Source organism: Pseudomonas sp. KCJK8993 (assembly GCF_046230915.1).
GTDB lineage: Bacteria > Pseudomonadota > Gammaproteobacteria > Pseudomonadales > Pseudomonadaceae > Aquipseudomonas > Aquipseudomonas piscis.
The window spans coordinates 48327-74656 of sequence record NZ_JBJJLO010000014.1 but is presented as its reverse complement, the minus strand read 5'-3'; the positions used below and the strand labels follow the sequence as shown (position 1 = coordinate 74656).

Below are 26330 nucleotides of genomic sequence, written 5' to 3'. Positions count from 1 at the left end.
TTAAAAGATAGCGACTCGTCCCCGCCCCCACGAAAGGATTTCGAGCATGCCCAGCCCCTTCCACTCCAGAACGCTGATGCTGGGCCTGATGCTCGCCTGCGGCCTGGCCCAGGCCGCGGAACCGGCCGATCCCGAGGCCCTGGCCGCGCGCCTGGGTATTGCACGGCCAGCGGTCATCGCCCACCGCGGGGCTTCTTTCGATGCCCCCGAATCCACCGCCGCCGCCTATATAGTGGCTCGCGACCTGGGGGCCGATTACCTGGAGATGGATCTGCAGCGCAGCAAGGATGGTGTGCTGTTCGCCCTGCATGACAACAACCTGCAACGCACCACCGACGTCGCGCAGAAATTCCCCGAGCGCAAGGACCGCCCGGCCAACGCCTTCACCATGGCCGAGCTGAAGACCCTGGACGCCGGCAGCTGGTTCAACCAGGCCCATCCTGATCGCGCCCGGCCGGGCTTCGCCGGCCTGCAGATCCTCACCCTGGATGAAATCATCGATATCGCCCAGGGCAGTTCGGTGCACAAGCCCGGCCTCTACATCGAGACCAAGGAACCCCAGTTGTTCCCGGGCATCGAGCACGACCTCAAGGAAAAACTCCAGGCTCGCGGCTGGCTGGGCCCGGCCGGCTCGCCCCTGGCCAAGAGCGACCTGGCAGCAGGCCAGGGCAAGGGCCAGGTGGTGCTGCAAACCTTCGACAAGCACAGCCTGGAACTGCTGCACCAGGAAATGCCCCAGGTGCCCAAGGTGCTGTTGCTGTGGCTCGCGCCTGGCAGCATCGAGCCGGCTTCCGGACAGAGCTTTGCCAGCAGCGGTGAAACCGACAAGGCGGCCTTCTATGCCCGCCAGCAACCCCGGGACCAGGCCGAGTTCAAGCGCTGGGTCGACTTCGCCAAGGCCCGGGGCGCCATCGGCACCGGCCCTTCGGCAGCCCTCACCGGCGGTGGCGAACAGAGCTACGCCGACCTGGTGCAGCCGTGGATGAACCAGTACACCCACGATCAGGGGCTGCTGGTGCATGTCTACACGGTGGACGAGCCAGTGGACTTCCAGAAGGTGATGCATGCCGGCGTCGATGGCATCTTCACCAACCGCAGCGACCAGTTGCTCAAGTACTTCCAGCGCCCGGCCGGCACCAGTGTCGTCCGCCTGCTGGAAGCCAGCGGCTACTGAATGGACGACTCCCGCTGGCAGGGCGAACTCTGGCTGGGTCGTGACTTCGGCCTGGTCCACGGGTTCATGGGGCGTACCGCGCCCCATGCCCACTACGCCCATCAACTGATCATCGCCCCCGGGCAGCCGGTCACCGTGGAGCTCGATGGTGTTCGCCACAGCGGTCACTACCTGATGATCCAGGCCCTGTGCCGCCACGCCATCGTCGAAGCTCCCGAAGCGGCGTTCACGGTCTATGCCGAACCGCTGTCGATCGATGCGCGGGACCTGCACCAGAGCGTCAGCGAGGTGACACCCGGCTTGTCCGAACTGGAGGCCGCGCTACGCGCCTGCCCGCGCCAGCCCATGGTCGACCGGCGCATAGAGCGGGCGTTGCAGGCCCTGGACGCGGCCCTGGACGGCAAGGTGGCGGCCGCGCAATTGGCGGCCCAGGCCAACCTGTCCCTGAGCCAGCTGGAGCGCTTGTTCGCTCGCGACGTGGGCCTGCCGGTACGCCGCCTGGTGCTGTGGCGACGCCTGCGCCTGGCCATGGCCCTGATGCTTGAGGGCCAGGCCATGACCCAGGCGGCCCACGGCGCCGGGTTCGCCGACGCCGCGCACTTCTCCCGGACCTTGAAAGCACTGTTCGGCGTCACCGCCGGCCAGGCCCTCAAGCCTCTCAGGCCCCGCCTGTTGGCTTGACCTGCCGGCGCAGGGCTTGCGGCACCTTGGGCTCGGCGCTGTAGCGCTGGACCTTGAAGGGTTCCAGCAGTTGCCGCCAGTAGCCCGCCGGGTAGTCCGGACGGCTGCCGATGCCCAGGTCTCCCGGACGCATCGGGTAATCATGCCGGTAGAACGTGGTACCCAGCAGCCAATCCCACAGGTTGAAGAACAGGCCGAAGTTCACATCCCCGGCACGTCCGTACTTCATATGGTGGAAGCGGTGCACCGGGGCCCAGGCGAACACCAGGCGCAGGACGCCAAGACGCATGTCGACATTGGAATGCTGCAACAACAGCTGGATCGCGATGGCCAGGGCCAGCAACTGGGCCACCGGCAGCGGGATGCCCAGCATCAGCAACGGCAACAGCCCTGCCGAGGCTTCGAGCAACTGGTGCAAGGGGTGCTTGAGCAGGCCGTTGAAGCCATACATGCGCTGTACGCTGTGGTGCACCGCATGCAGGCGCCACAGCCAGGCCCAACGGTGACTGGCATAGTGCGCCAGGGTGATCCCGCAATCGGCCACGGTAACCGCCAGCAACAGCTGTCCCCAGAGCGGCCAGTCCCGAGGCCACAAGCCATCGTGAGCCAGCAGCGCCGCTAGCCCCGGCAGCACCAGCAGGCCGATGGCATTCAAGCCTTCGTTGACCACGGCGTGCAGGCAGTCGCGCAACCGGTCCCCATGGGAGCGGTTCCAGGCGGGCTCGTAAGGCAAGCCCCACTCCGCCAGGAACGACACGCCAAGAGCCCCCAGGAACAACCAGGGCAGGCCCGCCGCCGAGCCACCCGCGCTGCCCATCCACCAGATACCGGCGCCGATGAAGCCACCGAAGAACAGCGGTCCATACAACCACCCAAGCATTCGTTTCATCCGTCTTGTCTCCATCGATAAGGAGACAGCAGCTTGCCGGCCAGCCAGGCCGCAGGCTTGAACAAACGGCGCAATCGGTGGCGGGAATTAAGGGTGAATTAAGTTGCGCTGGCTAACCTGTGCCTATCCAAACCCATCACCCCCGAGGAATCATCCATGAGCAAATTCTCCGTGCTGCTGGCCGCCACCGCCCTGACCTTGGGCGCCGGCCTGGCCCAGGCCGATGTCCGTCCGGACCTGATCCCGGGCCTGCTCAAGTCGGGCGCCGTCATGGACCTGGAGAAACTCAACCAGGCCGCCCTGGCCCAGCATCCCGGCACCAGCGCCGCCAATATCACCGACACCGAGCTGGAACAGACCGCCAGCGGCGCCTACGTCTACCAGGTGGAATTGCGTGACAGCAAAGGCATCGAGTGGGATGTGGACCTGGATGCCAAGACCGGCAAGATCCTGGCCAACCAGCAAGACCAGTAACCGGCAGATAGCACCAGGCCGCGCCTCTACAAGGGGCGCGGCCTTGTATTTTGCGGGTCCCGGGATCAGGCGCTCAGGCGCGCCGTGACCTCGTTCAGCTGGCCCGACAGGGCATGCAGGTTGCGGCTCGCCGCCTCGGTACGCTGAACGTTGTCCAGGTTGGTGCTGGCGATGGCGGTGATCTCGGTCAGGTTGCGCGAGATGTCCTCGGCCACCGAGGTCTGCTCCTCGGCGGCGGTGGCGATCTGCCGGTTCATGTCGCGAATCGCTTCCACCGCCTGGGTGATGCGCTCGAGCATGGCCCCGGCCTCGGTCACCTGTTGCACGCTCTGTTCGCTGCGCGACTGACCGCTCTCGATGGCATGGGCGGCATCCACCGCGCCGGTCTGCACGGTCTGGATGATCTGGTTGATCTCCGTAATCGAAGCCGCGGTACGCTGGGCCAGGCTGCGTACTTCATCGGCGACCACGGCGAAACCGCGTCCCGCCTCGCCGGCCCGGGCCGCTTCGATGGCCGCGTTGAGGGCCAGCAGGTTGGTCTGCTCGGCGATGCCCTGGATCACTTCCAACACCTTGCCGATCCTGCCGCTGTCGGCTTCCAGGCGACGGATCACGGTCGCGGTATTGGCGATCTCGCCACGCATCTGGGTGATGCTGTCGATGGTGCTCTGCATCACCTGCTCGCCCTGCTGCGCCGACTGGTCGGCATCGTCCGCGGCCCGGGCGGCATCGGCGGCATGGCGCGCGACTTCCTGGGCGGTGGCGGACATCTCGTTCATCGCCGTGGCCACCTGGTCGGTGCGGCTGAACTGGTCGTTGGTGCCCTGGGACATCAAGGTCGCAATGGAGTTGAGCTCGCCACTGGAAGTATCCAGGTCCGAGGCACTGCGCTGCAGGCTGGTGAAGGTCTGGGCGAGGAAGTCGCGCAGGGTATTGGCGGCGGCCGCCAGCTTGCCCAGCTCGTCCTGGCGAGTGTTGTCCACCCGCTGGGAGAACTGGCCACGGCTGAGCTGGGCCACGTAGTCGATCAACTGGCGGATCGGCTCCACCAGGCTACGGTTGACCAGCCACAGGCTGAGCAGGCCGATCAGCAAGCCGGAAATGAGCATCACCAGGATACCCAGCCACACCGTGCGATCGGCGGCCAAGCTGATCTGTTGCGACTGCTGCTGGCCCTGCTTGCGCAGCTCGACCACCAGCTCGCTCATCTGCTCGCTGGCGGCACGGTCGAAGCCCTTCACCGCAGCATCGCCGGCACTCGGATCGGCACCGCCGGCCACATAGGCATCACGGGCCTTCTGGTAGGCCTGGCCAAGGGCCAGATGCTCCTGGGCCAAACGCTGGACCCGGCTCTTGAGCGAGGCATCCAGGCCGGGGATCTGTACCAACTCGCCAAGGATGTTCTGCACGTCGCGCTGGCGATCCTCGAACTGTTGCCAGTACTTGTTCATTTCCTGGGGCTGCTTGCCTCGCAGCAGCACGTTCTTCCACTCCTGCACCTGGATCTTGAACTGCAGGTTGGCCTCGTCGATCAGTTGCGAACTATGCAGCGGGCCTTCGATCAGCTCGCGGTAGTTCTGCACGCCATTGGACAGCAATTGAAAGCACGCCAGGGCGATCAACAGCATCGCCAACAGGCTGCCACTCAGCAGGGCAAGAATTTGCCCCCTCAGGGATTTTTGCAAAAACATCGAGAAGATCTCATGGCAGGGATGGAACAGGCCCGGTAAGGCATGCGTAAGTCCGAACGTCCCTGTCGGGCGCATTCGAGACGGCTCGAATGCGTGTGGCATGTGAGCATGATCGGCATCGACGGCACATTCTTGAGAGCCGCCGACCATCGGTATGACGCGGCGCATCATGGACTTTCAATTGTCACAAAATCGTCAAGAAGCATTGCCATGATGTGGCTCAAGTGAACCTGTGAAACCTGCGCGGGCACAGCCCCTCCTGCGAGCCCCCATGAACCACAGCATCGACCAGAGTCACCGCGATTCCGATCTGTTTGGCCTGCTCTACGGCTACCGCTTCCGCCCCGGCGAACGGGGTCGCGAACTGGATTCGGCCAAGGCCCTGCAAGCCCTGCAATCGGCCGAACACCCGGATGAATTTCTCTGGCTGCACCTGAACCTGGCCCATGCCGCTTGCGAGCGCTGGATGCAGGCCCACCTGCAACTGCCCGATGAATTCTTCGAAGCACTGCATGAAGGCTCGCGCTCGACCCGCATCGAGCATGTGGACTCGGCCCTGCTGGCGGTGGTCAACGACGTGGTGTTCAACTTCAGCAGCATGCTGTCCTCGGACATCTCCACCCTGTGGGTCTGCGTGCGCAGCAACCTGATCATCAGCGCCCGCCTGCAACCCCTGCATTCGGTGGACAAGCTGCGTTCCTCGGTCAAGGCCGGAGAGCACTTCCGCTCGCCCCTGGAACTGCTGGTGCACCTGCTACGGGACCAGGGCGAGGTGCTGACCCAGATCGTGCGCAAGACCAGCCTCAGCGTCGACCAGATCGAAGACCAGTTGCTGGCGGCCAGGGTCTCGGCCAACCGCGCCGAGCTGGGAGCCATGCGCCGGGTTCTGGTACGCCTGCAACGGCTGCTGGCCCTGGAGCCGGGTTCGCTGCTACGGCTGCTCAACCGGCCGCCGCAGTGGTTGCAGAAGGACGACGTCAAGGAGCTGCGCAAGTCCACCGAGGAATTCGCCCTGATCATCAGCGACCTCACGGCCCTGGGAGAGCGGATCAAGCTGCTGCAGGAGGAAATCGCCGCCAACCTCAACGAGCAGAGCAACCGCACCCTGTTCACCCTGACCGTGGTCACGGTGCTGGCCCTGCCGATCAACATCATCGCCGGCTTCTTCGGCATGAACGTCGGCGGCATTCCCTTCTCCGGCGATCCGGAAGGCTTCTGGATCCTGGTGGCGCTGGTGGCCACCTTCACCCTGATCGCCGGACGCTGGGCCTTCCGCAAACGCCAGGACTACTGAGCCTGCGGTCACAGCCTCGCTGGCGCTCGACAGCGGCTACAGGCGCCATGGATCGGTGATGCACGCAGACCTCGCCTCGTGTAGCCGCTGCCGCAGGCTGCGTACGGCTCGGCACGAGTCGCCAGGGTGGGCAAACGGATCAACGGGCCAGGGCCAGTCAATTGCACAAACCATGACCTGGGGCAGTCTGCCTGTAACATTCGGCAACGATCATGGAAGCCATTCCTTCCAGCCACAGGATTGTCCAGCAATGGCCACCCCTTCCCTGACCGTCGCCTCCCCCAGCGTCGACGCCAAACCACAACTGGATAAGAAACCCGGTCCCTTCACCCTGGTGGTGTTCTTCGCCGTATTGGCCCTGGGCCTGTTGTTCACCGCCTACAGCCTGATGCACGACATGCACGAACTGGGCACCACGGTCACCACCTGGACCCCGTTCCTGCTGCTCGGCGTCGCGCTGCTGATCGCCCTGGGCTTCGAATTCGTCAACGGCTTCCACGACACCGCCAACGCGGTGGCCACGGTGATCTACACCCATTCATTGCCGCCGCAGTTCGCGGTGGTCTGGTCCGGCCTGTTCAACTTCCTCGGGGTGCTGCTGTCCAGTGGCGCGGTGGCCTTCGGCATCATCGCCCTGCTGCCGGTGGAGCTGATCCTGCAGGTGGGATCCTCCGCCGGCTTCGCCATGATCTTCGCCCTGCTGATCGCCGCCATCCTGTGGAATCTCGGCACCTGGTGGCTGGGCCTGCCGGCCTCGTCGTCCCATACGCTGATCGGCTCGATCATCGGCGTCGGCGTGGCCAACGCCCTGATGCATGGCCGCGACGGCACCAGCGGCGTGGACTGGAGCCAGGCCACCAAGGTCGGCTACGCCTTGCTGTTCTCGCCACTGATCGGCTTCGTGTTCGCCGCCCTGCTATTGCTGGCCCTGCGCCTGTTCGTCAAGAACCGCGCGCTGTACAAGGCGCCCAAGGGTGACACCCCGCCACCGTGGTGGATTCGCGGGCTGCTGATCCTGACCTGCACCGGGGTGTCGTTCGCCCACGGTTCCAACGACGGCCAGAAAGGCATGGGCCTGATCATGCTGATCCTGGTGGGCACCCTGCCCATGGCCTACGCCCTGAACCGCACCATGCCCGCCGACCAGGCCCTGCAATTCGCCGCCGTGGCCGAAGTCACCCAGCAAGCCCTGGCCAAGAGCTCCCCACAGGCGGCACCGACCGATCCTCGCGCGGTACTCGCGCAATACATGCGCAGCAAGGAGGCCACGCCCGAGCTGGTTCCGGCCCTGGCCGCCCTGGCCGGTACCATTGGCAATGAAGTGAAGGGTTACGGCTCGCTGTCCAAGGTTCCGGCCGAAGCCATGGGCAACGTGCGCAATGACATGTACCTGACCAGTGAAACCATCCGCCTGATGGACAAGAACCAGATCGGCCATTTCGACCAGGACACCCGCGACAAGCTGCAACTGTTCAAGCAGCAGATCGACAACGCCACGCGCTTCATCCCGTTGTGGGTGAAGATCGCGGTGGCCATCGCCCTCGGCCTGGGCACCATGGTCGGCTGGAAACGCATCGTGGTGACCGTTGGCGAGAAGATCGGCAAGACCCACCTGACCTACGCCCAGGGCGCCTCGGCGGAGACCGTGGCGATGCTGACCATCGGCGCGGCGGACATGTTCGGCCTGCCGGTGTCCACCACCCACGTGCTGTCCTCGGGGGTGGCCGGGACCATGGTGGCCAACGGCGGCGGCTTGCAGATGCGCACCATCCGCAACCTGGCCATGGCCTGGGTGCTGACCCTGCCGGCGGCGATCCTGCTCTCCGGCAGCCTGTATTGGCTGTTCACCCGGCTGTTCTAGCCAGCAGTCCCCCACGGCTCGTGCCGAGCCGTGCGCAGCCTGCGGCAGCGGCTACACGATGCGTGAGCCGCCACGGACGGAGATCAGGACGCAAACAGCTTGCTCAGGCAAGCCAGTTTCTTCTTGTAGGAACGCCGGGCCTCCAGCGCCTCTTCCAGGGTCACCGGAATAAAGCGCGCCTTCTGGTTAGGCTGCATCTGCCCCACCAGGTCCAGGTCGGCGCTGATCACCGTGCCGATCATCGCGTAGCCACCACCGGACACCGCATCCCGATGCAGGACGATGGGCTCCAGCCCCGCCGGCACCTGGATCGAACCGATGGGATAACAACTGTCGACGATGTTCGACGGATCGGAGCCGGCACCGAACGGTTGCTCCCGGGGCTGGAAGCCCAGGGCACTGCCACCCTTGAAGCGATAGCCGATGCGATCCGCCTCCGAGCCCACGGTCCAGGGCTCGGCGAAGAAGCTCGCCTTGGCCCCCTCGTTCAGGCGTTCGTAATAGAGCCCCGGCACCACCCGCAGGCTGACCTCGCCCCCCAGGGACTGGCGCAGCGCCATGGGCAGGCTGGCCCCCGCTCGACTCTTGCCACTGGCGGCACCCACCGGCAACTCGTCGCCGGCCGCCAAGCGCCGCCCCTGGAAACCGCCCAGGGCGCCCAGGGCATAGGTGGAACGGCTGCCGAGCACCAGCGGCACGTCGATGCCACCGGCCACCGCCAGGTAGGCGCGGGCCCCGGCCTTGGGGAAGTCGAAACGCAGCACTTGCCCGGCCTTGACCGCAAACGCGGTATCCAGGTGCCTGTCCACGCCATCGAGCTTGGGCGTCATGTGCGCACCACAGACCGCCACCAGCGCATCGACAGTGAACTCAAGCTCCGGCCCGAGCAAGGTGCACTCCAGGCCCGCGGCGCCTGCCGGGTTGCCCACCAGTTGGTTGGCGGCGCTCAGGGCGTACTGGTCCAGGGCCCCGGACGGCGGGATGCCCAGGTGATAGAAGCCCTCGCGGCCCAGGTCCTGTACCGACGTGGCCAGGCCCGGTTTGATGACCTTGATCATGCCAACACCTCCTGCAGCGACTTGGGATAACCGACCGGGTCGGCGAGAAAGGCATCCAGGGAGAACTCCACCTCACGGATGCGCAGGTCGAAGCGCCCGGCCTCCACCTCGGCCACCGCGTGGTCATAGGCCTCGCGGTCGATGGGCTTGAACTGCACGATGTCCCCCGGGCGGAAGAACACCATGTGCTGCTTGAGGTAGGCCAGTTGCTGCTGCGGGTCGTAGATCGGTGCCGGGGTCACGCCGAACATCTGGTAGCCACCGGCGCCGCGCACCGAGTAGATGCAGCCGAAGCAGCCGCCATGGCCCAGGGTCAGCTTCGGCGTGTCGGTGCGCGGCCGCAGGTACTTGGGCACCTGTAACTGGCGCTCGCGCTCGACCATCTGGAACATGAACGGCAGGCCGGCGACGAAACCCACCATGGAGACGAACCAGGGGGCGCCACTGTGGGCAGCGATGAAGGCGTCGACATCCGCCAGGCCATTGATCCGCGCCGCGTATTCGAGGTCGGTGGCGTCCGGGTCCTGGTGCCGGTCGCGAAAACGCATCAGGGTTTCATGGGTCCAGGGGTCGTTGTACAGCACCGGGATCTCGATGATCCGCGTGTGCAGGCTGCGCTCGGCCACGGCGCCGGCCTCAGCCTCGCGCACGGCCTCCAGCAGGGCCTGGGGCGCGATGCGATCCGGATCGAAACGAATCTGGAACGAGGCATTGGCCAGGCATACGTCCAGCACCCCATCCAGGGCCAGGCGCTCCACCGCGCGGGTGACCGCCATGCCCTTGAAGAAAGCCTCCAGGGACATGCTGTCGCTGACTTCGGCGAACAGGTGCTCGTCGGCACCAAAGCTGTAGCGAATCGGTTGGTTCATGCGACACCTCCGGCACGGCGCCCGGCCAGCCAGGTTTCCAGGGTTGCGGTATGGAAGTCCGCGCCCGCCAGCCAAGGCTCGGCCAGCAGCTCGCGATGCAGGGTCAAGGTACTGGCCATGCCAGTCAAGGTCGTTTGCTCCACGGCCGCCCGCGCCCGAGCCAGGGCTTGCTCGCGGTCGGCGCCATGGACGATCAGCTTGGCCAGCAGCGAGTCGTAGTAAGGCGGCACGGCATACCCCGGATACAGGTGGCTATCGACCCGCAGCCCCGGCCCTTGCGGCCAGGACAACTCCTGGACCTGGCCCGGGCTGGGGAAGAAGTCCCGCGCCGGGTCCTCGGCGTTCAGGCGCATCTGCAGGGCGGCGCCATTGAGGTGGATATCTTCCTGGCGCAGAACCAGCGGTTCGCCACCGGCGATGCGCAACATGGCCTGGACCAGGTCGACACCGGTGATCAGCTCGCTGATGGGATGTTCCACCTGGATGCGAGTGTTCATCTCGATGAAGAAGAACTCGCCGGTGCTGTCGTCATACAGGTACTCCAGGGTGCCGGCGCCCTGGTAGCCCAGGGCCTCGGTGAGGCGCACCGCACTGCTGCACAACCGCTCGCGCTGGGCGGCATCGAGCACCGGCGACGGCGCCTCCTCGAAGATCTTCTGCCGCCGCCGTTGCAACGAGCATTCACGTTCGAACAGGTGCACCGCACGCTTGCCGTCGCCCAGCACCTGGACCTCGATATGCCGGGCCCGGCCAATGAACCGCTCCAGGTACAGGGCGCCATTGCCGAACGCCGCCTGCGCCTCGCGCTGTGCCCGGGGAAACTCCTCGGCCAGTTGCGCCGCATCCTCGGCCAGGCGAATACCCCGCCCGCCGCCACCGGCCGATGCCTTGATCAGCAATGGAAAACCCACCGCCTGCGCCGCTTGCAACGCAGCTGGCAGGTCGAACAGTTCGCCGGGCGAACCGGGCACCACCGGCACCCCGGCGGCCTGGGCGGTACGCCGGGCCTCGGCCTTGTCGCCCATACGGCGGATGGTCCGCGCATCGGGGCCGACGAAGATCGCCCCGGCCTGGACCACCGCCTCGGCGAACTCGGCATTTTCCGAAAGAAAGCCATAGCCCGGGTGCACGGCATTGGCGCCGCTGGCCTTGAGGGCTGCCAGCAGGGCCTGGATGTTCAGGTAACTCTTGTCGGCCCGGGCCGGGCCGATGATCTGCACTTCGTCGGCCAGGCGCGCGGCCATGGAATCGGCGTCCGCCTCGCTGCAGGCAGCGACGGTGGGAATGCCCAGGGCCTTGGCCGCGCGAATGATGCGCACGGCGATCTCGCCACGGTTGGCGACCAGCAGCTTGCGAATGGATTCGGTCATGGGACGGCCCTCACTCGACCAGGGTCGCGACGACCTGGCCCGGTTCCACCGGGTCACCGTCCTCGACCAGGAAAGCGCCGACCTGGCCAGCGCTGCCGGCGGTGAGCTCGGAAAACTGCTTCATGACTTCGATCAGGCCGATCACGGTATCGGCGCTGACACTGTCGCCGACCTCGACGAAAGGCGCCGAGTCGGGCGTGGCCTTGCGGTAGAAAGTGCCCGGCAAGGGGGTGATGACGTTGTATTCGGCCATGTCTGTTTCTCTTGGAATAGTTGTCGAAAGGCAGGCAAAAAAAGCAAAACCGCTTGCAGTCGCATCGATGCGCGAGCTTTGGCGGGCAACGCCTCAGCGCGGTGCTCGCACCTGGATGCCGGCCAGGTCCAGCGCTGCGCGGGTGGCTTCCACCAGGTCCAGGGCACCCGGGGTGTCGCTGTGCAGGCAGATGGAATCGAACTCGATGGCCAGGTCCTCGCCCTCCACGGTGCGGACCAGCCCCTGCTGGCAAGCGCGCAGGACCTTGGCGGCCACCTCATGGGGATCCAGGACCCGCACCCGGCGGGTGAAGACGATGGAGCCGCTGAGGTCGTAATCGCGATCGGCGTAGAACTCGCGGATCACCGGTTGCCCCAGCTCCTGGGCGATCCGGCAGATCACCGAGCCGGGCATGCAATACAGCAGCAGTTCGGGCTCGAGTGTCTGCAGGTTCTGCACCAGCAGCCGCGCCGCCTCCTCGTCCCGGGCCAGGTGCATGTACAGCGCGCCATGGGGCTTGATGTGCTGCAACTTAAGGCCCTGGACCCGGGCCAGCTCACGCAGGGCGCCCAGTTGGTAGAGCATGTCGTCCACCAGCTCCTGGGCCGGGGCGTTGATGTGGCGCCGGCCGAACCCCACCAGGTCGCGAAAGCCCGGGTGGGCCCCGATGGCCACGCCCCGCAGCCGGGCCTGCTCGATGGTACGGCGCATGGTGCCGGGGTCGCCGGCATGAAAGCCGGTGGCGATGTTGGCCGAGCTGATGAAGCCCATCAGCTCGTTGTCGACGCCATCGCCGATGGTCCACGGGCCAAAGCTCTCGCCCATGTCCGAATTGAAATCCACTGCCTGCATCACTGTTGCTCCAACGTTCGTGACTTCGTGCGCTGGACGTTAGAGCGGCCTTGACCCCTTGGGAAGATCTATTATCAGATAGAGCTTGTTCTGAAAATCAGATACATGGACGGATAGAAATGTCGTTGACCCTGCGCCAGGTGCGTTACTTCGTGGCCACTGCCGAGATCGGCCAGATCTCCCAGGCGGCGATCCACCTGAACATTTCCCAATCGGCGGTGACCACGGCAATCAAGGAACTGGAAGCGCTGCTCGCCGTGCAGCTGTTCGTGCGTTCGGCCCAGGGCATGAGCCTGACCGATGCCGGCCGGCACTTCCTCAACCGCGCCTACGTGATCCTGCGCAGCGTCGACGACGCGCTCAACAGCCCGCTACCCGACTACCGTGCCAGCGGCACCCTGCACCTGGCCGCCAGCTACACGGTGATCGGCTACTTCCTGCCGCACCATCTGCAGCGCCTGGGGCACTGGCACCCGGACGTCACCATCGAACTGCATGAGCAGGAACGCCAGGCCATCGAACAGGGGTTGCTGGCCGGGCGCTTCGACATGGCGGTGGTGCTCACCGCCAACCTGACCCACCCGGACATCGTCTCCGAGACGCTGTTCAACTCCGAGCGCCGGCTGTGGCTACCGGCCCATCACCGGCTGTGCGAACGGACCAGCGTCAGCCTGGCGGACGTGGCCCAGGAGCCGTTCATCCTGCTCACCGTCGACGAAGCGGAACAGAGCGCCATGCGTTATTGGGAACAGGCCGGCCAACAGCCCAGGGTGCGGGTGCGCACCAGCTCGGTAGAGGCGGTGCGCAGCATGGTGGCCAACGGCAGCGGCGTGGCGATCCTCTCGGACCTGGTGCACCGGCCCTGGTCGCTGGAGGGCAAGCGCATCGAAACCCTGAGCCTGAGCGATGCGGTCACGCCCATGAGCGTCGGCCTGGCCTGGCGTCGCGACCGCGCCTTCACCCCGGCGATGCAAGCACTGCGGGACTACTTTCGCGATGCGTTCCTCGCCCCCCAGCAACTCTCCGCCCGGCGCTGAAGCCACCCAGGCGACCTTCAGCGATCAAACGTCGATACGAAGCGGCTTGGGTCGCTGCATTGGATCAGGGGCAGGACCAGCGCTGGGCGGCGCCGGCGATTTGCCCGGCCAACTGGGCGATGGCCTGCTGGTGGGCCTGCACCAGGCTGCCGAGCTCGACGCCCGCCGGCTGGCGGATCTGGCTGCTGCAGGTCAGGCTGCGGGCCGGGGTGCCTTCACTACGCTGGCGCAGGCTCCAGACCACATCGATCAAGGCATAGCGCCCGGGCAGGGACTCGAAGCGCCGCACATCGGTCTGCAACGACAGCACCGGGCGCCCGGGCTGCTTCGGCAGGCCTTCGAGGTTGCGGGTCCCCAGCTTCGCCTCCATCTGGCTGGCCAGCGCGTCGTGGAACTCATCCACCAAGGGCGCGCTCCAGCGCTGGGTCTCGAGGATCGCCAGGGTGCCGCTGTCCTGGCGCACCACCAACTGCGGCTGGTCCACCTGGACCGGGATGCGCACCGTGGACATCTCGAACTGCAATCCCGAGTTCCTGGCCGTGGCGCCTTCGGTCACCGGCGGCATCAGGGTGTAGTAATGGGTGGGCGCGGAGCTGCACGCGGCAAGTCCCAGGGTCAGGCTCAACAACAGGGCACGGGTTTTCATGGCTGGGCTTCCGGTACGGATTCGCGAACGGAGGAGGATGGCGACTGGTAGGCATCCGGTTGATTGTCCTTGAGGCGTCCGCGAATCAGCGCCTCAGGATGACGACCGAGGAAATCGGTGAGCACCCGCACCGAACGGGCCGTGCGCTGCACCTCCTCCATGGCCTGGCCAAGTCTCTGGCGCTGTGGCGAGTCCTCGGAGAAGCTCTCGTTGGCGCTGGCCAGGGTCTTCTTCGATTGCTCCAGGGTTTCGCGCATCTGCGGCAGGACCTGGCCGTTGACCTGCTTGAGGGTCTTGTTCATTTCCGCCAGGCTGGAATCCAGGTTGGCGGCGATGGAATCGATCGGCAGCTTGCTGATCTTGTCCATGGTCGCTTGCAGTTGTTCCTGCAGCTTGTCCAGGCTGCCCGGTACGGTAGGAATCTCCAGTGGCCGGGCGCTGGGGTTGTAGGCCACGGGCTTGGCGTTGGGCACGAAGTCCAGGGAGATGAACAGCTGCCCGGTCAACAGGTTGCCGCTGCGCGCCTGGGCCCGCAGGCCATTCTTGACGAAGGCGCCGATCAGTTGCGCGGAGCGGGCGTCGTCTTCGCCGCCGGTCTGCTTCAGCAGTTTTTCATGGGCCTTGCCCAGGCGCTCGGGGTAGATCACCGCCCCCACCAGGGTCGGGAAGTACTTGCGCTCCTGGTCGTAGTCCAGGTCCATGGACACCACCTTGCCGATGTTCACCCCGAGGAACTCCACCGGGGCGTTGATGGCCAGGCCACGCAGCGCCTGGTCGAAGCGCATGCGAATGTAGTACGGGGCACCGTCTGGGGGCGCCAGGGCGGTGTCCTGGTCGCCGAACAGGTTGTATTCGGCGTTCTCCTCGGCCGGCTTGGCATTGGGGCTGTACTTGGGTTCGACGAAGGCGATGCCACCGGCGAGGATCGACGACACCGACTCGGTGTTGACCTTCAGCCCGTTGGCGCCAAGGGTCACGTCCACCCCGCTGGCATTCCAGAAACGGCTGTCGGTGGTCACGTACTTGTCGTTGGGCGCGTTGACGAAGATCTTCACGTCCACGCCCTTGCCGCTGTTGGCCAACTGGTAGGACACCACCTGGCCGACCTGGATGCGCCGGTAGTAGACCGGCGAGCCGATATCCAGGGAGCCCAGGTCGTCGGTATGCAGGGTGAAGCGCTTGCCCTTCTGGCCGTAGGTGATGGGCGGCGGAGTCTCCAGGCCCTTGAAGCTGTCCTTGCGCTTGTCCGAGCGGCCGGCGTCGGCGCCGATGAAGGCTCCGGACAGCAGGGTGTCGATACCGGAAACGCCGCTGGCGCCGATGCGCGGGCGCACCACCCAGAACATCGAGTCCTCGGCGGTGAAGGGCTCGGCGGACTGGTCCAGCTCGACCTTGGCCACCACCTTGCGCCGGTCATCGCTCAAGGCGATGGAGGTCACCTTGCCGATCACCACGTTCTTGTACTTGACCTGGGTCTTGTTGGCCTCCAGGCCCTCGGCGGTCTGGAAGCTGATGCTGATCTCCGGCCCGGCCGACATCGACTTGTGGACCACCATCGACAACCCCACCAGGGCCGCGACGATGGGCACCAGCCATACCAGCGAGACATTGAAGCGTCGCGTGCGCAGCGCCGGGGCGCCCGGGGCTGACGGGGAACTTGCTGCGTTGGAACCTGGATGATCAGACATCTTCAACCTCTACATCCCAGATGAGCCGGGGATCGAAACTCATGGCGGCGAACATCGTCAGCACCACCACCAAACCGAAAAACAGGATACCCATGCGCGGGTCGATGGAGCTCAAGGCACGAAACTGCACCAGGGCCGCCACCAGGGCCACCACCAGCACATCGAGCATCGACCAGTAGCCGATCACCTCGACGAAGCGATACAACCTGGCCCGCTCGCGCTGGGCCCAGCGCGAGCGGCGCTGGCAGGTCACCAGGAGGATGCCGAGGACGAAGAACTTGATGCCCGGCACCACCACGCTGGCGATGAAGATCAGCAGGGCGATGTCCCAGGAACCGGCCTTCCAGAACTCCACCACGCCACTCATGATGGTGTTCTCGCTGGCATTGCCGAAGATGTTGGTGTGCATCACCGGCAACAGGTTGGCCGGGATATAGAAGATCAGGCTGGCCAGGAGCAAGGCCCAGGTGCGCGACAGGCTGTTGGTCTTGCGCGCATGCACCACCGAATCGCAGCGCGGGCAATAGTGCTCGGACTGCTGGCAGACCTGGCCGCAGGTGTGGCACAGCTTGAGCTGATGGTCCCGGGCATAGGGCGGCGCGCTCATCAGTAGCGGCCCTCCAGGTCATCCCACAGGTAGCGGATATCCTTGCCGGAAATCAGGATGATCAGCACCGTCAGCATCGCCAGTGCCCATAGTCCCAGCCCTGGATGCACGTCGAGCATGCCCGCCAGCTTGACGATGGCCACCAGGATTCCCAGCAGGCAGACCTCGAGCATGCTCCAGGGCCGCAGGTGCTCCAGGGCGCGCATGCTGGCCTTGAACCCTGGCGCGGCGCGGCCGAAGTTGGCAAAACCCAGCACCCAGCACAAGAGGACGATCTGCAGGCCCGGGGCGAGGATGATGGTCAGGCCGGTGACCGCGGCGATCAGGCTGATCCGGCCCTGGGCCAGGGCCTCCACCGATTGCCAGAGCGTCGCTTCGTTGCTCAGGCCTTCGAGGCTGATCTTGATCACCGGGAAGCAATTGGCGAAGACGAACAGCAACCCGGCGGTGATCGACAAGGCGAACAACTGCTGCACGTTCAGGTGCCGGGCGCGGGCCAGCAGTGCACCGCAGCGCGAACACTGCGCCGCCTGACCTTTACCGAGCGGCACGGACTCGTACAGGGAGTCGCAGTGTTCGCAGATGATCCAGTTGCGAGAATTAGTCATGTTTTTCAGAAAGCCGGAAGGATGGCGAGTACAGAGGAGGGCTCCCGCCGCCGGGTATTTTCAGCAAAAGTAGAAGGTCGTGTCTAGTTTTTCCAAGGACTGGACACAACCTTCTACGCCATAATAGGCGCCCCCGAAAAACTTCGCCGACCATGACCGACACAGCGCCCTCCTCCTCCAAGCTCCAGCGCACGCCCAAGCAGACCCGTGGCCACCAGCGGGTCACGGCCATTCTCCAGGCCTGCGCGCGCCTGCTGATCCAGCTGGGGGTAGCGAACCTGACCATGCACGGCATCGCCCGCGAGGCCGGCACCTCCATCGGCTCGCTCTACCACTTCTTCAGCGACAAGCAGCAGGTGCTGAAGGCCCTGGGCCAGGGCCATATCGCTGCCATGAGCGCGATCGCCGAACCCTTGCGTGGCGTCGATGAGAGTCACTGGCGGGGCTTGAGTTCCCGACAAGTGATAGAACAGACCACCCTGCCGCTCCTGCAGTACATCGAGCAGCACCCCGACCTGTTGCAGATGCTCACTCCGGGCTATGCCCTGGGCCAATTGCAGGCCCCGGACCTGCACATACAAATGCAAAAGCTCTATGACCGGGTGCTGACCGTGCGCCTGCCACTGGCCAGCGCCCGGCAGCGGGAAACCCATGTACAGGCATTGCTCGGACTGCCCCTGGGCCTGTTCCAGCGGGCCCAGGAACATCAGGAACTCAAGCGCGAGTTGTTGCTGGAGGAAGTGCCCCGAGCCCTGGAGGCCTACCTGGCGGTCATCGAGGGGCTGTACCGCCAGGCCTGAAACCGGGTTTTTAGTGAACCAGGCGCGCTTGCAGCCACTTGTCCCGCAGTACGTCGTAGGCCCAGTGGTAGAGGTAGGTATAGGGCAGGAAGAACAGCAGCACGCCGATGTCGAGGATCAGCGCCTGCAACAGGCTGATCCCCAGCCACCAGGCGATCAATGGCACCGCGACCGCCACCAGTCCGCCCTCGAACAACAGCGCATGCACCACCCGCGTCCAGCCTCCATGAGCGATCCGCAGGCGCTTGAGCGCCCGATCGAACAGACTGTTGAACAGCACGTTCCAGGCCAGCGCCAGCAGTCCGATACCCAGGGTGACCACGCCCATGTCGACCATGGGCCGATCCATGATCCAGGACAGCAGCGGAGTACAGATCAGCAACGCCAGCAATTCGAAGGCGACGGCCTGGGCAATGCGTTCGGTGAGGGATTTATGAAGGCTCATGGCCTGCTCCTGAAGTGAAGACGCTGGCGATCTTCCAGGATGCGATCGATACTTCCTAATCAATAACCATCGACCAAGGCGATACTTCATGGCATCCAACGAAGTGCTGCTGGCATTCGTCCAGGCCGCGACCCAGGGTTCGTTCTCCGCCGCCGCGCGCAAGCTCGGCAAGAGCCAGTCGACCATCAGCGCCGCGGTGGCCAGCCTGGAGATCGACCTCGATGTGCAACTGTTCGACCGCTCCAGCCGCAAGCCCGGCCTGACCCCGGCCGGGCAGGTGCTGCTGCGTCGCGCCGAGGAGATCCTCGCCGCCACCAGCCGCCTGGAACTGGCCGCCAGCCAGTTGTCCCAAGGCATCGAGGCGAGGCTCACCGTGGCCCTGTCCGATACTTACCAGTCCGACCGGTTCGAACGCTGCCTGAACGCCTTCGAGCAACGCTATCCGGAGCTGGAACTGGAGTGCCTGATCGCCGAGTGCGATGACCTGGTCGACCTGGTGCAAAGCGGCCGCGCGCAACTGGCCTTCGCCGACAAGCAACCCGATTACCCGGCCGACCTGGAGCACCAGACCATGGCCGAGCGCGGCGAAATCTCACTGTTCGTGTCGAAGCAGCATCCTCTGGCCAGGCTCGATCGGGTGGATCAGCAGACCCTGGGCCAGCACCGCGAACTGCGCCTGGCCACGGTGCTCAACCCCTATGACAGCCGCCCCCAGGGCCGGGTCTGGTCGGCCCCCAGTTACCTGATGCTGATGGAAATGGCCCAGGGCGGTTTTGGCTGGGCGCCGCTGCCGCGCTGGCTGGTGGACAACTTCGGCGCCGGCAGGCTGCAGGAGCTCAAGGTCCGCGGCTGGCCACGCCCGGTGCTGGTGGATGCGCTCTGGTCGCGCCTGCACCCTCCGGGACCGGCCGGCAGCTGGTTCCTGCAACGAATGCTCGGCTGATCTTGGCTACAACTCACCCAGGCGGCGTTCGAGAAAACGCCGCTCCGGCGCCTGCCGCACCAGTTCCAGGGCCCGCCGGTAGGACGCGCGCGCCGCCTCGATCTGCCCCAGTTGACGACAGAAATCGGCACGGGCGGCATGGGCCAGGTGATAGTCCTCCAGGTCGCCGCGCCGCAGGATCCGTTCGACCTGGGCCAGGCCGGCCGCCGGGCCGTCGCGCTGGGCCAAGGCCACCGCGCGGTTGAGTTCGATCACCGGCGAGGGCTGCAACCGCAGCAGCACATCGTACAAACCGACGATCTGCGGCCAGTCGGTCTGGCTGGCCATGGGCGCCTCGGCATGTACCGCGGCAATCGCCGCCTGCAGGCAGTAAGGCCCGCCCCCACCGCTGCGCAAGCCCTGCTCCACCAGCGCGCAGCCTTCGTCCATCAGCTCACGCGACCACAAGCGCCGGTCCTGTTCTTCCAACAGGATCAACTCGCCATCGGCGCCAAGGCGCGCCGCCCGCCGCGATTCGTGCAACAACATCAGGGCCAGCAGGCCCATCACCTCGGCCTGCGGCAGCAGCTCCAGCAACAGGCGCCCCAGGCGAATCGCCTCGCGAGTCAGGTCGGCGCAGGTCAGCTCGGCCCCCAGGGACGCCGAGTAGCCTTCGTTGAACACCAGGTAGATCACCCGCAGGACACTGTCCAGGCGCTCGGGCAACTCGTTCAGTGCCGGTACCTGGTAGGGAATCGCCGCATCGCGAATCTTCGCCTTGGCGCGCACGATGCGCTGGGCGATGGTGGCCGGGGTCGCCAGGAAGGCGCGGGCGATCTGCTCGGTGCTCAGGTCGCAGATTTCCCGCAAGGTCAACGGCACCTGGGCATCCGCCGCCAAGGCCGGGTGGCAGCAGGTGAAGATCAGCCGCAGGCGGTCGTCTTGCACGTCTTCACCGCTCCAGTCCTCCTGCTCCAGTTGCTCCAGCTGGCTGGCCAGGGCGGCCTGGGAAGCGGCGAAACGTGCCCGCCGGCGCAGGCCATCGATGGCCTTGAAGCGCCCGACGGACACCAGCCACGCCCGGGGGTTGGCCGGAATGCCGTCGTCCTGCCAGCGCTCCACCGCCACGAAGAAAGCCTCATGCAAGGCTTCCTCGGCCAGGTCGAAATCCCCCAGCAGGCGGATCAGGGTAGCGAGGATGCGCCGCGACTGCTCGCGATAGACCTGCTCCACCAGCGCCGTCACCGCCGCTCCGGCCTGGCCCGGCATCAGTCGGGCATGCCCTGGGTGACCAGGGTCACCAGGCGCTCCAGGCTCTGTCCCCAGCCCTCATGGAAGCCCATGGCTTCATGGGCCTGGCGATCGGCCTCGCTCCAGTGCATGGCGCGAGCGGTGTAGAGGGTCTGGTCGCCCCGCTCCTCGAAGGCCACCTCGGCGGTCATGAACGCCTTGCCCGAGGGAATCCAGCCCGGCAGGAACGCATCGGTGAACACCAGCCGCGACGGTGCGTCGATCTCCAGGAACACCCCCATGGTCGGATACTCGCTGCCATCGGGAGCGCGCATCAGGGTCCGAAACTGACCGCCGACCCACAGGTCCATCTCGCATTCGGGAGTGGTCATGCCGTGGGGCCCCCACCATTGCGCCAGCAACGCCGGTTCGGTCCAGGCACGGAACAGCTTGCTGCGCGGGGCATCGATCAAGCGGCTGATCGACAGTTCATGTTCGGCGGGCACGCGGCCCGCAGTCTGCAAAGTCATCGCGACGCTCCTCTGGCTGGTTGCCATCAGGGATTGAGTTCACGTACCGGGCGCACTTCCACGCTGCCGACCCGGGCCGCCGGAATCTGCCCGGCGACCTGGATCGCTTCGTTGAGATCCCGGGCCTCCACCAGGTAGAACCCGGCCAACTGCTCCTTGGTTTCGGCGAACGGGCCATCGGTAATCGACAGCTTGCCACCGCGCATGCGCACCGTGGTGGCGGTCTGCACCGATTGCAGGGCCTCGGCGGCGAGCATCCGCCCGCTGTCGCGCACCGCCTCGGCATAGGCCAGGCATTCGGCATCCTGCGGGCTATCGGGCAGGCTGTGCAGCAGTCGTTCGTCGCTGTACACCAGGCATAGGTATTTCATGGGCACCTCCATGATCGGGCTGATCAACTATGGTCGCTGTTCGTGGCTTTGGCGAACCCGCCGACGCTCAGGGCTCGAGGTCGAACAAGGTGGTGCCGGTCTGCATATCGAAGGGCGCCGACCAATGCTCGTGCACCACCTGCCACTGGCCGCCCAGGCACTGGTAAGCCGCGCTGACCCGCATCCAGCAGGCCTTGCTCACACCGTCGGCATCGGTGCCGCCACAATGGGCCAGCCAGTGGGCGAACGCCAGTTTGTCGCTGGCCCGCACCTGCAATTGATGGAACTCGAAGATCCCGGGGCCGGGGCACATCTGCATGCAAGCCTGCCAGTGCGCACGGTAGGCCTCCTTGCCTTTGAATTGCAGGGCGCCGACCGCATCGAAGGAGACGATGTCATCGGCGTAGAAGCTGACGATCTGCTCGATATCCCTGGCCATTACCGCCTGCCGCCAATGGTCGATCAGGCTGCGTACGCGGGCTTCACTGGATGGATTGGACATGGCGAAATTCCTCGGAAGGTGAATGGGTATCACCGAGCTAACTGCTCGATTCATCCCTAGTCGCCTGGGCTTTCGCACAATCGACACTGCAGGTGAAAAAAAACCGCGACATAGCGTAATGCCGATCAGTCAAGGAAATGGCAGGAGCGAGCCGGGTCCGCGATGGACGCCAGAACGTTGCGTTTATCCAGTCAATACGCGCTACCGTTGACGAGCATCGCGAGCAAGCTTCGCTCCTACAGAGCCCGCACCATCTCATGCCAGGCCATGCCGCCGTGGTCCGAAGCCGATGCCTTGAGGTAGATGAAACCGAAACGCTCGTAGAGCGGTACATGGCGCTCCTTGCACATCAGGTGGATACGCGCCTTGCCAGCGCCAGCCATGCGCGCGATGAACGCCTCCAGCAACTGCCGGGACAGGCCCAGGCCCTGGAAGTCCGGATGCACCACCACCGACATGATCACCACCTCGGGGCCCGCCGGATCGTGTCCGACCAGTTCCTTGAAGGCCTCGTCGGCCATCTGCACCTGGTAAGTGGCGCCGGAGTTGATGAAACCGGCCACCACACCCTCGACCTCGGCGACGATGAAACCCTCGGGCCAGGTGGCGATACGCGTGGCGATCTTGTCCCGGGTCGCGGCTTCGTCGCCTTCGTAGGCCAGGGTCTCGATGGCGAAGCAGCGGCCCAGGTCGGCAGGCAGGACGGTGCGGATCAAAGGGGTCGGAGCGGTCATGGGACATCAGCCTGAAGTCAGTTGAGGGGGGCCGATTCTAGCAAGGACCCGGCGTTGTGTATGACCGGCATAGCGTTCGCTGGCCGCCCCGTAAAGCTTTCATATAAGCCCTGGCCAGGCTCGCGCCGAGGGACTATCTATCAGCTCCCCGACGCTTCGCGAACGGCCCCGGGTCGCCTCGCCGCGTCTTGCCAAGGACCTAGACCATGAGCTCTGCCCAGATCGGTTTTTTCATCTTGCTCGCCATCGCCATCTTCGGCGGTATCACCTTCTACCTCGACTTCTTGCATGAACGCCGTCGCGACAAGCGCGGATCAGACGCTAGCCATGCCCGGGCTCAGAGCCCCACCAGGCGATAACCCACCTGCAACTCGGTGAGCAGATGCTGGGGCTGGGCCGGATCGGCCTCCAGCTTCTGCCGCAGATGGGCCATGTGCACCCGCAGGTAATGGGCCCGGTCCACATAGTCCAGGCCCCAGACCTCCAGCAGCAGCTGGCGATGGGTGAGGACCCGGCTCTGGCCACGGATCAAGGCGCAGAGCAAGCGGTACTCGATCGGCGTCAGGTGCACCGGCTGCCCTTCGCGGCGCACTTCATGGGTCGCCAGGTCCACCTCGATGGCGCCGAAGTTCACCTTGCTGGTGGCCGCGGCCGCCCCGCTCTGGCCATGGCGGCGCAGCTGCGCGCGAATCCGCGCCAGCAACTCCGGTACGCCGAACGGCTTGACCAGGTAGTCGTCGGCCCCGGCGTCCAGGGCGGCGACCTTCTCCGCCTCCCGATCCCGCGCCGAAAGCACCAGGATCGGCACCGCCAGCCAGCCCCGCAGCTCGCTGATCAGTTGCTTGCCATCGCCATCGGGCAGGCCCAGGTCGACGATCACCAGGTCCGGCTGGCGGCTGGCCGCATGGATCAGCGCGCGCTTGACACTGTCGGCCTCGAACACCTGGAAACCTTCGTCCTCCAGGGCGATGCCGATGAATCGGCGGATATTGGCTTCGTCCTCGACGATCAGGATGCGTGGGCTGCTGTTCATAGGGTTTCCATCGAAGGCGGGTGCCCCGCCGGCAAGGTGATGACAAAACTCAGCCCGGCGTCGGCGTGAGGCTGGGCCTCGATCCGTCCGCCATGGGCCTCGACGATACGCTTGGCCAGGGCCAGGCCCAGGCCGATCCCGGCCACGGCCGATTCCTGCTGGCCACGGCTGAAGGCTTCGAACAGGCTGGCCGGGGAACTGCCCTTGGGGCAACCGGGGCCGCTGTCGCTGACCTGCAGGACGATCTGCTGGTCGACCTGGCGCGCGCTGACCTGCACCAGGGTCCCGGCCGGGGTGTACTTGGCGGCGTTGTCCAGCAGGTTGACCAGCACCCGCTCCAGCAACAGCGCGTCCACCTCCACCAGCGGCAGCTGCGGCGCCATGGCGACCCGCACCTGATGCCCGGCCAGGGGCTCGCGCAACTGGCGCAGGGCACTGCCGACGATCTCTTCCAGGGAGTTCCACTGGCGGTTCAGGCGCACCCCACGCTCCTGCATGCGGGCCATGTCCAGCAGGTTCTCGATCAGCCGCTGCATGGAGCCGGCCTGGTCATGGATACCCCGCAGCAACTGCGCCAGGACGCCGTCGGGGGCATGGGGCAAGGCGGCATCGGCGGCGCCGATGATGGTGGTCAGGGGGGTGCGCAAGTCATGGGAGATCGCCGCCAGCAGGGTGTTGCGCATGCGCTCGCCCTCCATCTGCACCACGGTACTCTGGGCCACCTCGACGTAATGCACTCGTTCCAGGGCGATCGCCAGCTGGCTCATGCAGGCTTGCAACAAGCGTTGTTCTTCCGGCTCACGCAGGCGTTCGGGGTCCGCCAGTTCCAGCACCAGCACGCCACGCACGCGCATCGGCGCCTTGAGCGGCAGGTAGCGCCCGCGGGCCGCCGCCAGGGTAGCGGTGCCGCTACCGGCCGGCTGGCCATGATCGTAGGCCCACTGGGCAATGCTTTCGTCCAGTTCCAGGCCATTGGCGCTCAAGGCCCGCATGCGATCGCCGGCATCCGGCAGCGCCAGCCCGACCCGGGCCGCGAACACCCCGCTAAAGGTGCGCAGGGCCACGGCGCAGATCTGCTCCTCGGTGAGCGCCGCCGACAGCTCCCGGGCCAACCCGGCCAGGGAGGTGGCCCGGCGCTCGCCCTCGGCGGCGGTACGCGCCTGGTGGCGCAGGCGCGCGGTGAGCTGGCCGGTGATCAGGGCGATGCCGAGCATCAGGGCGAAGGTGAAGAAGTATTGGGTGTCGTTGACCGTGAACGACCACACCGGCTGGACGAAGAAGAAGTCGAAGCACAACACCGCCAGCATCGCCGCCCAGACCCCGGGCCCGCGCCCCAGGCGCAGGGCCACCAGGACCACGGTAAGCAGGAACAGCATCACCACGTTGGCCGGGTCGAAGACCTTCAACAACAGCGCAGCCACTGCCGTGGCGGCAAAGCACGCCAGGCTGGCCCACAGGTAGGCCGGTGCACGACTGGGCGCCAGGCCGGCCTCGGGCTTGGGCACCACGCTGCGCTGGCGGTCCGCTGGCCCGTTGGCAATCACGATCTGGTCGATTTCCGGATGCTGGCGACTGATGCGATCGCTCACCGACTGGTGCCAGACCTGCCACACCCGGCGCGGGTAATGGCCCAGCACCAGGCGATTGGCGTTGTGCTCGCGGGCACAGGCCACCAGGGCCTCGGCCACGTCCATGCCGGGCAGGGTCGCGGTCTCGGCACCGAACTCGGCGGCCAGCGCCAGGGTCTTCATGGCAGCCGCATACCGACTGGCGCCGATGCCCCGGCGCTGGGCCGGCGCCACGTGCACCACCATCCAGTCGGCCTCGAGTTTCTGCGCCAGGCGCGCCGCCTCGCGCACCAGGCGCTCGTCCGCCGGGTCCCCGGCGATCCCTACCAGCAACCGCTCCCGGGCTGGCCACAGGGCGTTGATCGAGCGCTCGCGGCGGTAGTCGCGCATCTGCGCGTCGACCCGGTCGGCGGTGCGCCGCAGGGTCAGTTCGCGCAGGGCCAGCAGGTTGCCCTTGCGAAAGAAATTGCGCGAGGCCCGCTCGGCCTGGGGCGCCAGGTACACCTTGCCGTCCTTGAGCCGGCGCAGCAGATCGTCCGGCGGCAGGTCGATCACCAGCACTTCGTGGGCTTCGTCGAACAGATGGTCGGGCACCGTCTCGCGCACGCGGATGCCGATGATCCCGCTGACGATGTCGTTGAGGCTTTCCAGGTGCTGGACATTGAGGGTGGTCCAGACGTCGATGCCGGCCCGCAGCAGTTCTTCGACGTCTTGCCAGCGCTTGGGATGCCGGGAACCCTGGACATTGCTGTGAGCCAGCTCGTCCACCAGCAGTACCGCCGGCTGGCGGGCCAGGGCAGCGTCCAGGTCGAATTCGGACAAGGCATGTTCACGGTGCATCAACTGGTGCCGGGGCAGCACCTCGATGCCTTGCAGCAGCTCGGCGGTGTCGCGCCGGCCATGGGTCTCGACGATCCCGGCCACCACGTCGCGGCCCTGGGCCAGTTCCTGGCGCGCCGCGGTGAGCATGGCGCAAGTCTTGCCGACCCCGGCATTGGAGCCGAAGTAGATCCGCAGCTTGCCGCACCGGGCGGCCTGCTCGTCCTGCTGCAGTTTTTCCAGCAACGCATCGGGATCGGGGCGCCCGTCGCGGGGGGTGCTACCAGTGTCGAGAACAGCCATGTGCATCCTTGAATGAACAAG

The 26330-nt window shown here is 65.9% G+C and carries 28 protein-coding genes; 9 read left to right on the top strand and 19 right to left on the bottom strand.

Features of this window, described 5'->3' with window-relative positions; genetic code table 11:
• Positions 1-46: 46 nt before the first annotated feature.
• Positions 47-1174 (top strand): glycerophosphodiester phosphodiesterase, encoded by a 1128-nt coding sequence (locus ACK6AU_RS07400; protein WP_409298518.1) that lies wholly within the window; start codon positions 47-49, stop codon positions 1172-1174.
• Positions 1175-1855 (top strand): helix-turn-helix domain-containing protein, encoded by a 681-nt coding sequence (locus ACK6AU_RS07395; RefSeq protein WP_409298516.1) that lies wholly within the window; start codon positions 1175-1177, stop codon positions 1853-1855.
• On the opposite strand, the gene ACK6AU_RS07390 is transcribed toward ACK6AU_RS07395, so the two are convergent.
• The gene (locus ACK6AU_RS07390; RefSeq protein ID WP_409298514.1) at positions 1833-2744 is read right to left on the bottom strand and encodes a sterol desaturase family protein; all 912 of its coding nucleotides are present in this window, start codon (positions 2742-2744) and stop codon (positions 1833-1835) included. The genes ACK6AU_RS07395 and ACK6AU_RS07390 overlap by 23 nt on opposite strands.
• Positions 2745-2900: 156 nt before the next feature.
• Here ACK6AU_RS07390 and ACK6AU_RS07385 point away from each other — a divergent pair, with 156 nt between their 5' ends.
• Positions 2901-3218, top strand: a complete 318-nt coding sequence (locus ACK6AU_RS07385; protein WP_409298512.1) for a PepSY domain-containing protein — start codon at positions 2901-2903, stop codon at positions 3216-3218.
• Between the two features lie 65 nt (positions 3219-3283).
• Here ACK6AU_RS07385 and ACK6AU_RS07380 read toward each other — a convergent pair whose 3' ends face one another.
• Entirely contained in the window at positions 3284-4909 is a 1626-nt protein-coding gene (locus ACK6AU_RS07380) for a methyl-accepting chemotaxis protein (RefSeq protein WP_185701455.1), read from the bottom strand.
• Between the two features lie 271 nt (positions 4910-5180).
• Here ACK6AU_RS07380 and ACK6AU_RS07375 point away from each other — a divergent pair, with 271 nt between their 5' ends.
• Together ACK6AU_RS07375 and ACK6AU_RS07370 are read left to right on the top strand one after the other, a co-directional pair.
• Complete coding sequence (locus ACK6AU_RS07375; RefSeq protein WP_409298510.1) at positions 5181-6203, top strand: transporter; 1023 nt, start codon at positions 5181-5183, stop codon at positions 6201-6203.
• Positions 6204-6453: 250 nt separating this feature from the next.
• Entirely contained in the window at positions 6454-8064 is a 1611-nt protein-coding gene (locus tag ACK6AU_RS07370) for an inorganic phosphate transporter (protein WP_185701453.1), read from the top strand.
• Positions 8065-8147: 83 nt separating this feature from the next.
• Here the strand turns inward: ACK6AU_RS07370 and ACK6AU_RS07365 are convergent, their stop codons facing one another.
• The 5 genes from ACK6AU_RS07365 to ACK6AU_RS07345 all read right to left on the bottom strand — a co-directional run bounded on the left by ACK6AU_RS07365 (position 8148) and on the right by ACK6AU_RS07345 (position 12466).
• Complete coding sequence (locus tag ACK6AU_RS07365) at positions 8148-9122, bottom strand: biotin-dependent carboxyltransferase family protein (protein WP_409298507.1); 975 nt, start codon at positions 9120-9122, stop codon at positions 8148-8150.
• Positions 9119-9991: an allophanate hydrolase subunit 1 gene (locus ACK6AU_RS07360; protein ID WP_053137130.1), complete on the bottom strand. Its 873-nt coding sequence runs from the start codon at positions 9989-9991 to the stop codon at positions 9119-9121. The genes ACK6AU_RS07365 and ACK6AU_RS07360 overlap by 4 nt, the downstream gene beginning before the upstream one ends.
• Positions 9988-11361: an acetyl-CoA carboxylase biotin carboxylase subunit gene (locus ACK6AU_RS07355; protein ID WP_409298505.1), complete on the bottom strand. Its 1374-nt coding sequence runs from the start codon at positions 11359-11361 to the stop codon at positions 9988-9990. The genes ACK6AU_RS07360 and ACK6AU_RS07355 overlap by 4 nt, the downstream gene beginning before the upstream one ends.
• Before the next feature lie 10 nt (positions 11362-11371).
• Positions 11372-11614, bottom strand: a complete 243-nt coding sequence (locus ACK6AU_RS07350; protein WP_022640376.1) for an acetyl-CoA carboxylase — start codon at positions 11612-11614, stop codon at positions 11372-11374.
• Between the two features lie 93 nt (positions 11615-11707).
• On the bottom strand, positions 11708-12466 hold the full coding sequence (locus ACK6AU_RS07345; protein ID WP_409298502.1) for a 5-oxoprolinase subunit PxpA: 759 nt from the start codon (positions 12464-12466) through the stop codon (positions 11708-11710).
• Between the two features lie 119 nt (positions 12467-12585).
• On the opposite strand from ACK6AU_RS07345, the gene ACK6AU_RS07340 reads away from it, so the two are divergent.
• On the top strand, positions 12586-13503 hold the full coding sequence (locus ACK6AU_RS07340; protein ID WP_185701448.1) for a LysR family transcriptional regulator: 918 nt from the start codon (positions 12586-12588) through the stop codon (positions 13501-13503).
• A gap of 64 nt (positions 13504-13567) precedes the next feature.
• Here ACK6AU_RS07340 and ACK6AU_RS07335 read toward each other — a convergent pair whose 3' ends face one another.
• From ACK6AU_RS07335 to ACK6AU_RS07320, 4 genes are read right to left on the bottom strand one after another with little or no spacing between them, the layout of a single operon-like run.
• Complete coding sequence (locus ACK6AU_RS07335; protein WP_022640379.1) at positions 13568-14149, bottom strand: membrane integrity-associated transporter subunit PqiC; 582 nt, start codon at positions 14147-14149, stop codon at positions 13568-13570.
• Positions 14146-15837 (bottom strand): intermembrane transport protein PqiB, encoded by a 1692-nt coding sequence (locus ACK6AU_RS07330; RefSeq protein WP_409298500.1) that lies wholly within the window; start codon positions 15835-15837, stop codon positions 14146-14148. Before ACK6AU_RS07330 ends, ACK6AU_RS07335 begins: the two co-directional genes overlap by 4 nt.
• On the bottom strand, positions 15830-16444 hold the full coding sequence (locus ACK6AU_RS07325; RefSeq protein WP_185701446.1) for a paraquat-inducible protein A: 615 nt from the start codon (positions 16442-16444) through the stop codon (positions 15830-15832). The genes ACK6AU_RS07330 and ACK6AU_RS07325 overlap by 8 nt, the downstream gene beginning before the upstream one ends.
• Positions 16444-17052, bottom strand: a complete 609-nt coding sequence (locus ACK6AU_RS07320; RefSeq protein WP_185701445.1) for a paraquat-inducible protein A — start codon at positions 17050-17052, stop codon at positions 16444-16446. Before ACK6AU_RS07320 ends, ACK6AU_RS07325 begins: the two co-directional genes overlap by 1 nt.
• Before the next feature lie 152 nt (positions 17053-17204).
• Here ACK6AU_RS07320 and ACK6AU_RS07315 point away from each other — a divergent pair, with 152 nt between their 5' ends.
• Positions 17205-17852, top strand: a complete 648-nt coding sequence (locus ACK6AU_RS07315) for a TetR/AcrR family transcriptional regulator (protein ID WP_409298497.1) — start codon at positions 17205-17207, stop codon at positions 17850-17852.
• A 10-nt stretch (positions 17853-17862) separates the two neighbouring features.
• Here ACK6AU_RS07315 and ACK6AU_RS07310 read toward each other — a convergent pair whose 3' ends face one another.
• Positions 17863-18297: a multidrug/biocide efflux PACE transporter gene (locus tag ACK6AU_RS07310; protein WP_409298495.1), complete on the bottom strand. Its 435-nt coding sequence runs from the start codon at positions 18295-18297 to the stop codon at positions 17863-17865.
• A gap of 88 nt (positions 18298-18385) precedes the next feature.
• On the opposite strand from ACK6AU_RS07310, the gene ACK6AU_RS07305 reads away from it, so the two are divergent.
• Complete coding sequence (locus ACK6AU_RS07305; protein ID WP_409298493.1) at positions 18386-19240, top strand: LysR family transcriptional regulator; 855 nt, start codon at positions 18386-18388, stop codon at positions 19238-19240.
• A 6-nt stretch (positions 19241-19246) separates the two neighbouring features.
• On the opposite strand, the gene ACK6AU_RS07300 is transcribed toward ACK6AU_RS07305, so the two are convergent.
• The 5 genes from ACK6AU_RS07300 to ACK6AU_RS07280 all read right to left on the bottom strand — a co-directional run bounded on the left by ACK6AU_RS07300 (position 19247) and on the right by ACK6AU_RS07280 (position 22586).
• On the bottom strand, positions 19247-20488 hold the full coding sequence (locus ACK6AU_RS07300) for an RNA polymerase sigma factor (protein ID WP_185701441.1): 1242 nt from the start codon (positions 20486-20488) through the stop codon (positions 19247-19249).
• Positions 20488-20979 (bottom strand): SRPBCC family protein, encoded by a 492-nt coding sequence (locus ACK6AU_RS07295; RefSeq protein WP_409298490.1) that lies wholly within the window; start codon positions 20977-20979, stop codon positions 20488-20490. The genes ACK6AU_RS07300 and ACK6AU_RS07295 overlap by 1 nt, the downstream gene beginning before the upstream one ends.
• Positions 20980-21005: 26 nt before the next feature.
• Positions 21006-21350 (bottom strand): YciI family protein, encoded by a 345-nt coding sequence (locus ACK6AU_RS07290; RefSeq protein WP_185701439.1) that lies wholly within the window; start codon positions 21348-21350, stop codon positions 21006-21008.
• Between the two features lie 67 nt (positions 21351-21417).
• Positions 21418-21852, bottom strand: a complete 435-nt coding sequence (locus tag ACK6AU_RS07285) for a nuclear transport factor 2 family protein (protein WP_185701438.1) — start codon at positions 21850-21852, stop codon at positions 21418-21420.
• A gap of 236 nt (positions 21853-22088) precedes the next feature.
• Positions 22089-22586, bottom strand: a complete 498-nt coding sequence (locus tag ACK6AU_RS07280; RefSeq protein ID WP_409298487.1) for a GNAT family N-acetyltransferase — start codon at positions 22584-22586, stop codon at positions 22089-22091.
• A 206-nt stretch (positions 22587-22792) separates the two neighbouring features.
• Between ACK6AU_RS07280 and ACK6AU_RS07275 the strand changes: the two genes are divergently transcribed.
• Complete coding sequence (locus tag ACK6AU_RS07275) at positions 22793-22945, top strand: hypothetical protein (RefSeq protein WP_409298485.1); 153 nt, start codon at positions 22793-22795, stop codon at positions 22943-22945.
• On the opposite strand, the gene ACK6AU_RS07270 is transcribed toward ACK6AU_RS07275, so the two are convergent.
• Together ACK6AU_RS07270 and ACK6AU_RS07265 are read right to left on the bottom strand one after the other, a co-directional pair.
• Entirely contained in the window at positions 22924-23619 is a 696-nt protein-coding gene (locus ACK6AU_RS07270; RefSeq protein ID WP_185701436.1) for a response regulator, read from the bottom strand. The genes ACK6AU_RS07275 and ACK6AU_RS07270 overlap by 22 nt on opposite strands.
• Positions 23616-26309 carry a sensor histidine kinase KdpD gene (locus ACK6AU_RS07265; RefSeq protein WP_185701435.1) on the bottom strand — a complete coding sequence of 898 codons (2694 nt, stop codon included), beginning with the start codon at positions 26307-26309 and terminating at the stop codon, positions 23616-23618. Before ACK6AU_RS07265 ends, ACK6AU_RS07270 begins: the two co-directional genes overlap by 4 nt.
• Between the last annotated feature and the right edge of the window lie 21 nt (positions 26310-26330).

Excerpts from the sequence above, each read along its gene's own strand:
- ACK6AU_RS07400 (WP_409298518.1), top strand. The coding sequence starts at position 47 with ATGCCCAGCCCCTTCCACTCCAGAACGCTGATGCTGGGCCTGATGCTC.
- ACK6AU_RS07395 (WP_409298516.1), top strand. The coding sequence starts at position 1,175 with ATGGACGACTCCCGCTGGCAGGGCGAACTCTGGCTGGGTCGTGACTTC.
- ACK6AU_RS07390 (WP_409298514.1), bottom strand. The coding sequence starts at position 2,744 with ATGAAACGAATGCTTGGGTGGTTGTATGGACCGCTGTTCTTCGGTGGC.
- ACK6AU_RS07385 (WP_409298512.1), top strand. The coding sequence starts at position 2,901 with ATGAGCAAATTCTCCGTGCTGCTGGCCGCCACCGCCCTGACCTTGGGC.
- ACK6AU_RS07380 (WP_185701455.1), bottom strand. The coding sequence starts at position 4,909 with ATGTTTTTGCAAAAATCCCTGAGGGGGCAAATTCTTGCCCTGCTGAGT.
- ACK6AU_RS07375 (WP_409298510.1), top strand. The coding sequence starts at position 5,181 with ATGAACCACAGCATCGACCAGAGTCACCGCGATTCCGATCTGTTTGGC.
- ACK6AU_RS07370 (WP_185701453.1), top strand. The coding sequence starts at position 6,454 with ATGGCCACCCCTTCCCTGACCGTCGCCTCCCCCAGCGTCGACGCCAAA.
- ACK6AU_RS07365 (WP_409298507.1), bottom strand. The coding sequence starts at position 9,122 with ATGATCAAGGTCATCAAACCGGGCCTGGCCACGTCGGTACAGGACCTG.
- ACK6AU_RS07360 (WP_053137130.1), bottom strand. The coding sequence starts at position 9,991 with ATGAACCAACCGATTCGCTACAGCTTTGGTGCCGACGAGCACCTGTTC.
- ACK6AU_RS07355 (WP_409298505.1), bottom strand. The coding sequence starts at position 11,361 with ATGACCGAATCCATTCGCAAGCTGCTGGTCGCCAACCGTGGCGAGATC.
- ACK6AU_RS07350 (WP_022640376.1), bottom strand. The coding sequence starts at position 11,614 with ATGGCCGAATACAACGTCATCACCCCCTTGCCGGGCACTTTCTACCGC.
- ACK6AU_RS07345 (WP_409298502.1), bottom strand. The coding sequence starts at position 12,466 with ATGCAGGCAGTGGATTTCAATTCGGACATGGGCGAGAGCTTTGGCCCG.
- ACK6AU_RS07340 (WP_185701448.1), top strand. The coding sequence starts at position 12,586 with ATGTCGTTGACCCTGCGCCAGGTGCGTTACTTCGTGGCCACTGCCGAG.
- ACK6AU_RS07335 (WP_022640379.1), bottom strand. The coding sequence starts at position 14,149 with ATGAAAACCCGTGCCCTGTTGTTGAGCCTGACCCTGGGACTTGCCGCG.
- ACK6AU_RS07330 (WP_409298500.1), bottom strand. The coding sequence starts at position 15,837 with ATGTCTGATCATCCAGGTTCCAACGCAGCAAGTTCCCCGTCAGCCCCG.
- ACK6AU_RS07325 (WP_185701446.1), bottom strand. The coding sequence starts at position 16,444 with ATGAGCGCGCCGCCCTATGCCCGGGACCATCAGCTCAAGCTGTGCCAC.
- ACK6AU_RS07320 (WP_185701445.1), bottom strand. The coding sequence starts at position 17,052 with ATGACTAATTCTCGCAACTGGATCATCTGCGAACACTGCGACTCCCTG.
- ACK6AU_RS07315 (WP_409298497.1), top strand. The coding sequence starts at position 17,205 with ATGACCGACACAGCGCCCTCCTCCTCCAAGCTCCAGCGCACGCCCAAG.
- ACK6AU_RS07310 (WP_409298495.1), bottom strand. The coding sequence starts at position 18,297 with ATGAGCCTTCATAAATCCCTCACCGAACGCATTGCCCAGGCCGTCGCC.
- ACK6AU_RS07305 (WP_409298493.1), top strand. The coding sequence starts at position 18,386 with ATGGCATCCAACGAAGTGCTGCTGGCATTCGTCCAGGCCGCGACCCAG.
- ACK6AU_RS07300 (WP_185701441.1), bottom strand. The coding sequence starts at position 20,488 with ATGCCGGGCCAGGCCGGAGCGGCGGTGACGGCGCTGGTGGAGCAGGTC.
- ACK6AU_RS07295 (WP_409298490.1), bottom strand. The coding sequence starts at position 20,979 with ATGACTTTGCAGACTGCGGGCCGCGTGCCCGCCGAACATGAACTGTCG.
- ACK6AU_RS07290 (WP_185701439.1), bottom strand. The coding sequence starts at position 21,350 with ATGAAATACCTATGCCTGGTGTACAGCGACGAACGACTGCTGCACAGC.
- ACK6AU_RS07285 (WP_185701438.1), bottom strand. The coding sequence starts at position 21,852 with ATGTCCAATCCATCCAGTGAAGCCCGCGTACGCAGCCTGATCGACCAT.
- ACK6AU_RS07280 (WP_409298487.1), bottom strand. The coding sequence starts at position 22,586 with ATGACCGCTCCGACCCCTTTGATCCGCACCGTCCTGCCTGCCGACCTG.
- ACK6AU_RS07275 (WP_409298485.1), top strand. The coding sequence starts at position 22,793 with ATGAGCTCTGCCCAGATCGGTTTTTTCATCTTGCTCGCCATCGCCATC.
- ACK6AU_RS07270 (WP_185701436.1), bottom strand. The coding sequence starts at position 23,619 with ATGAACAGCAGCCCACGCATCCTGATCGTCGAGGACGAAGCCAATATC.
- ACK6AU_RS07265 (WP_185701435.1), bottom strand. The coding sequence starts at position 26,309 with ATGGCTGTTCTCGACACTGGTAGCACCCCCCGCGACGGGCGCCCCGAT.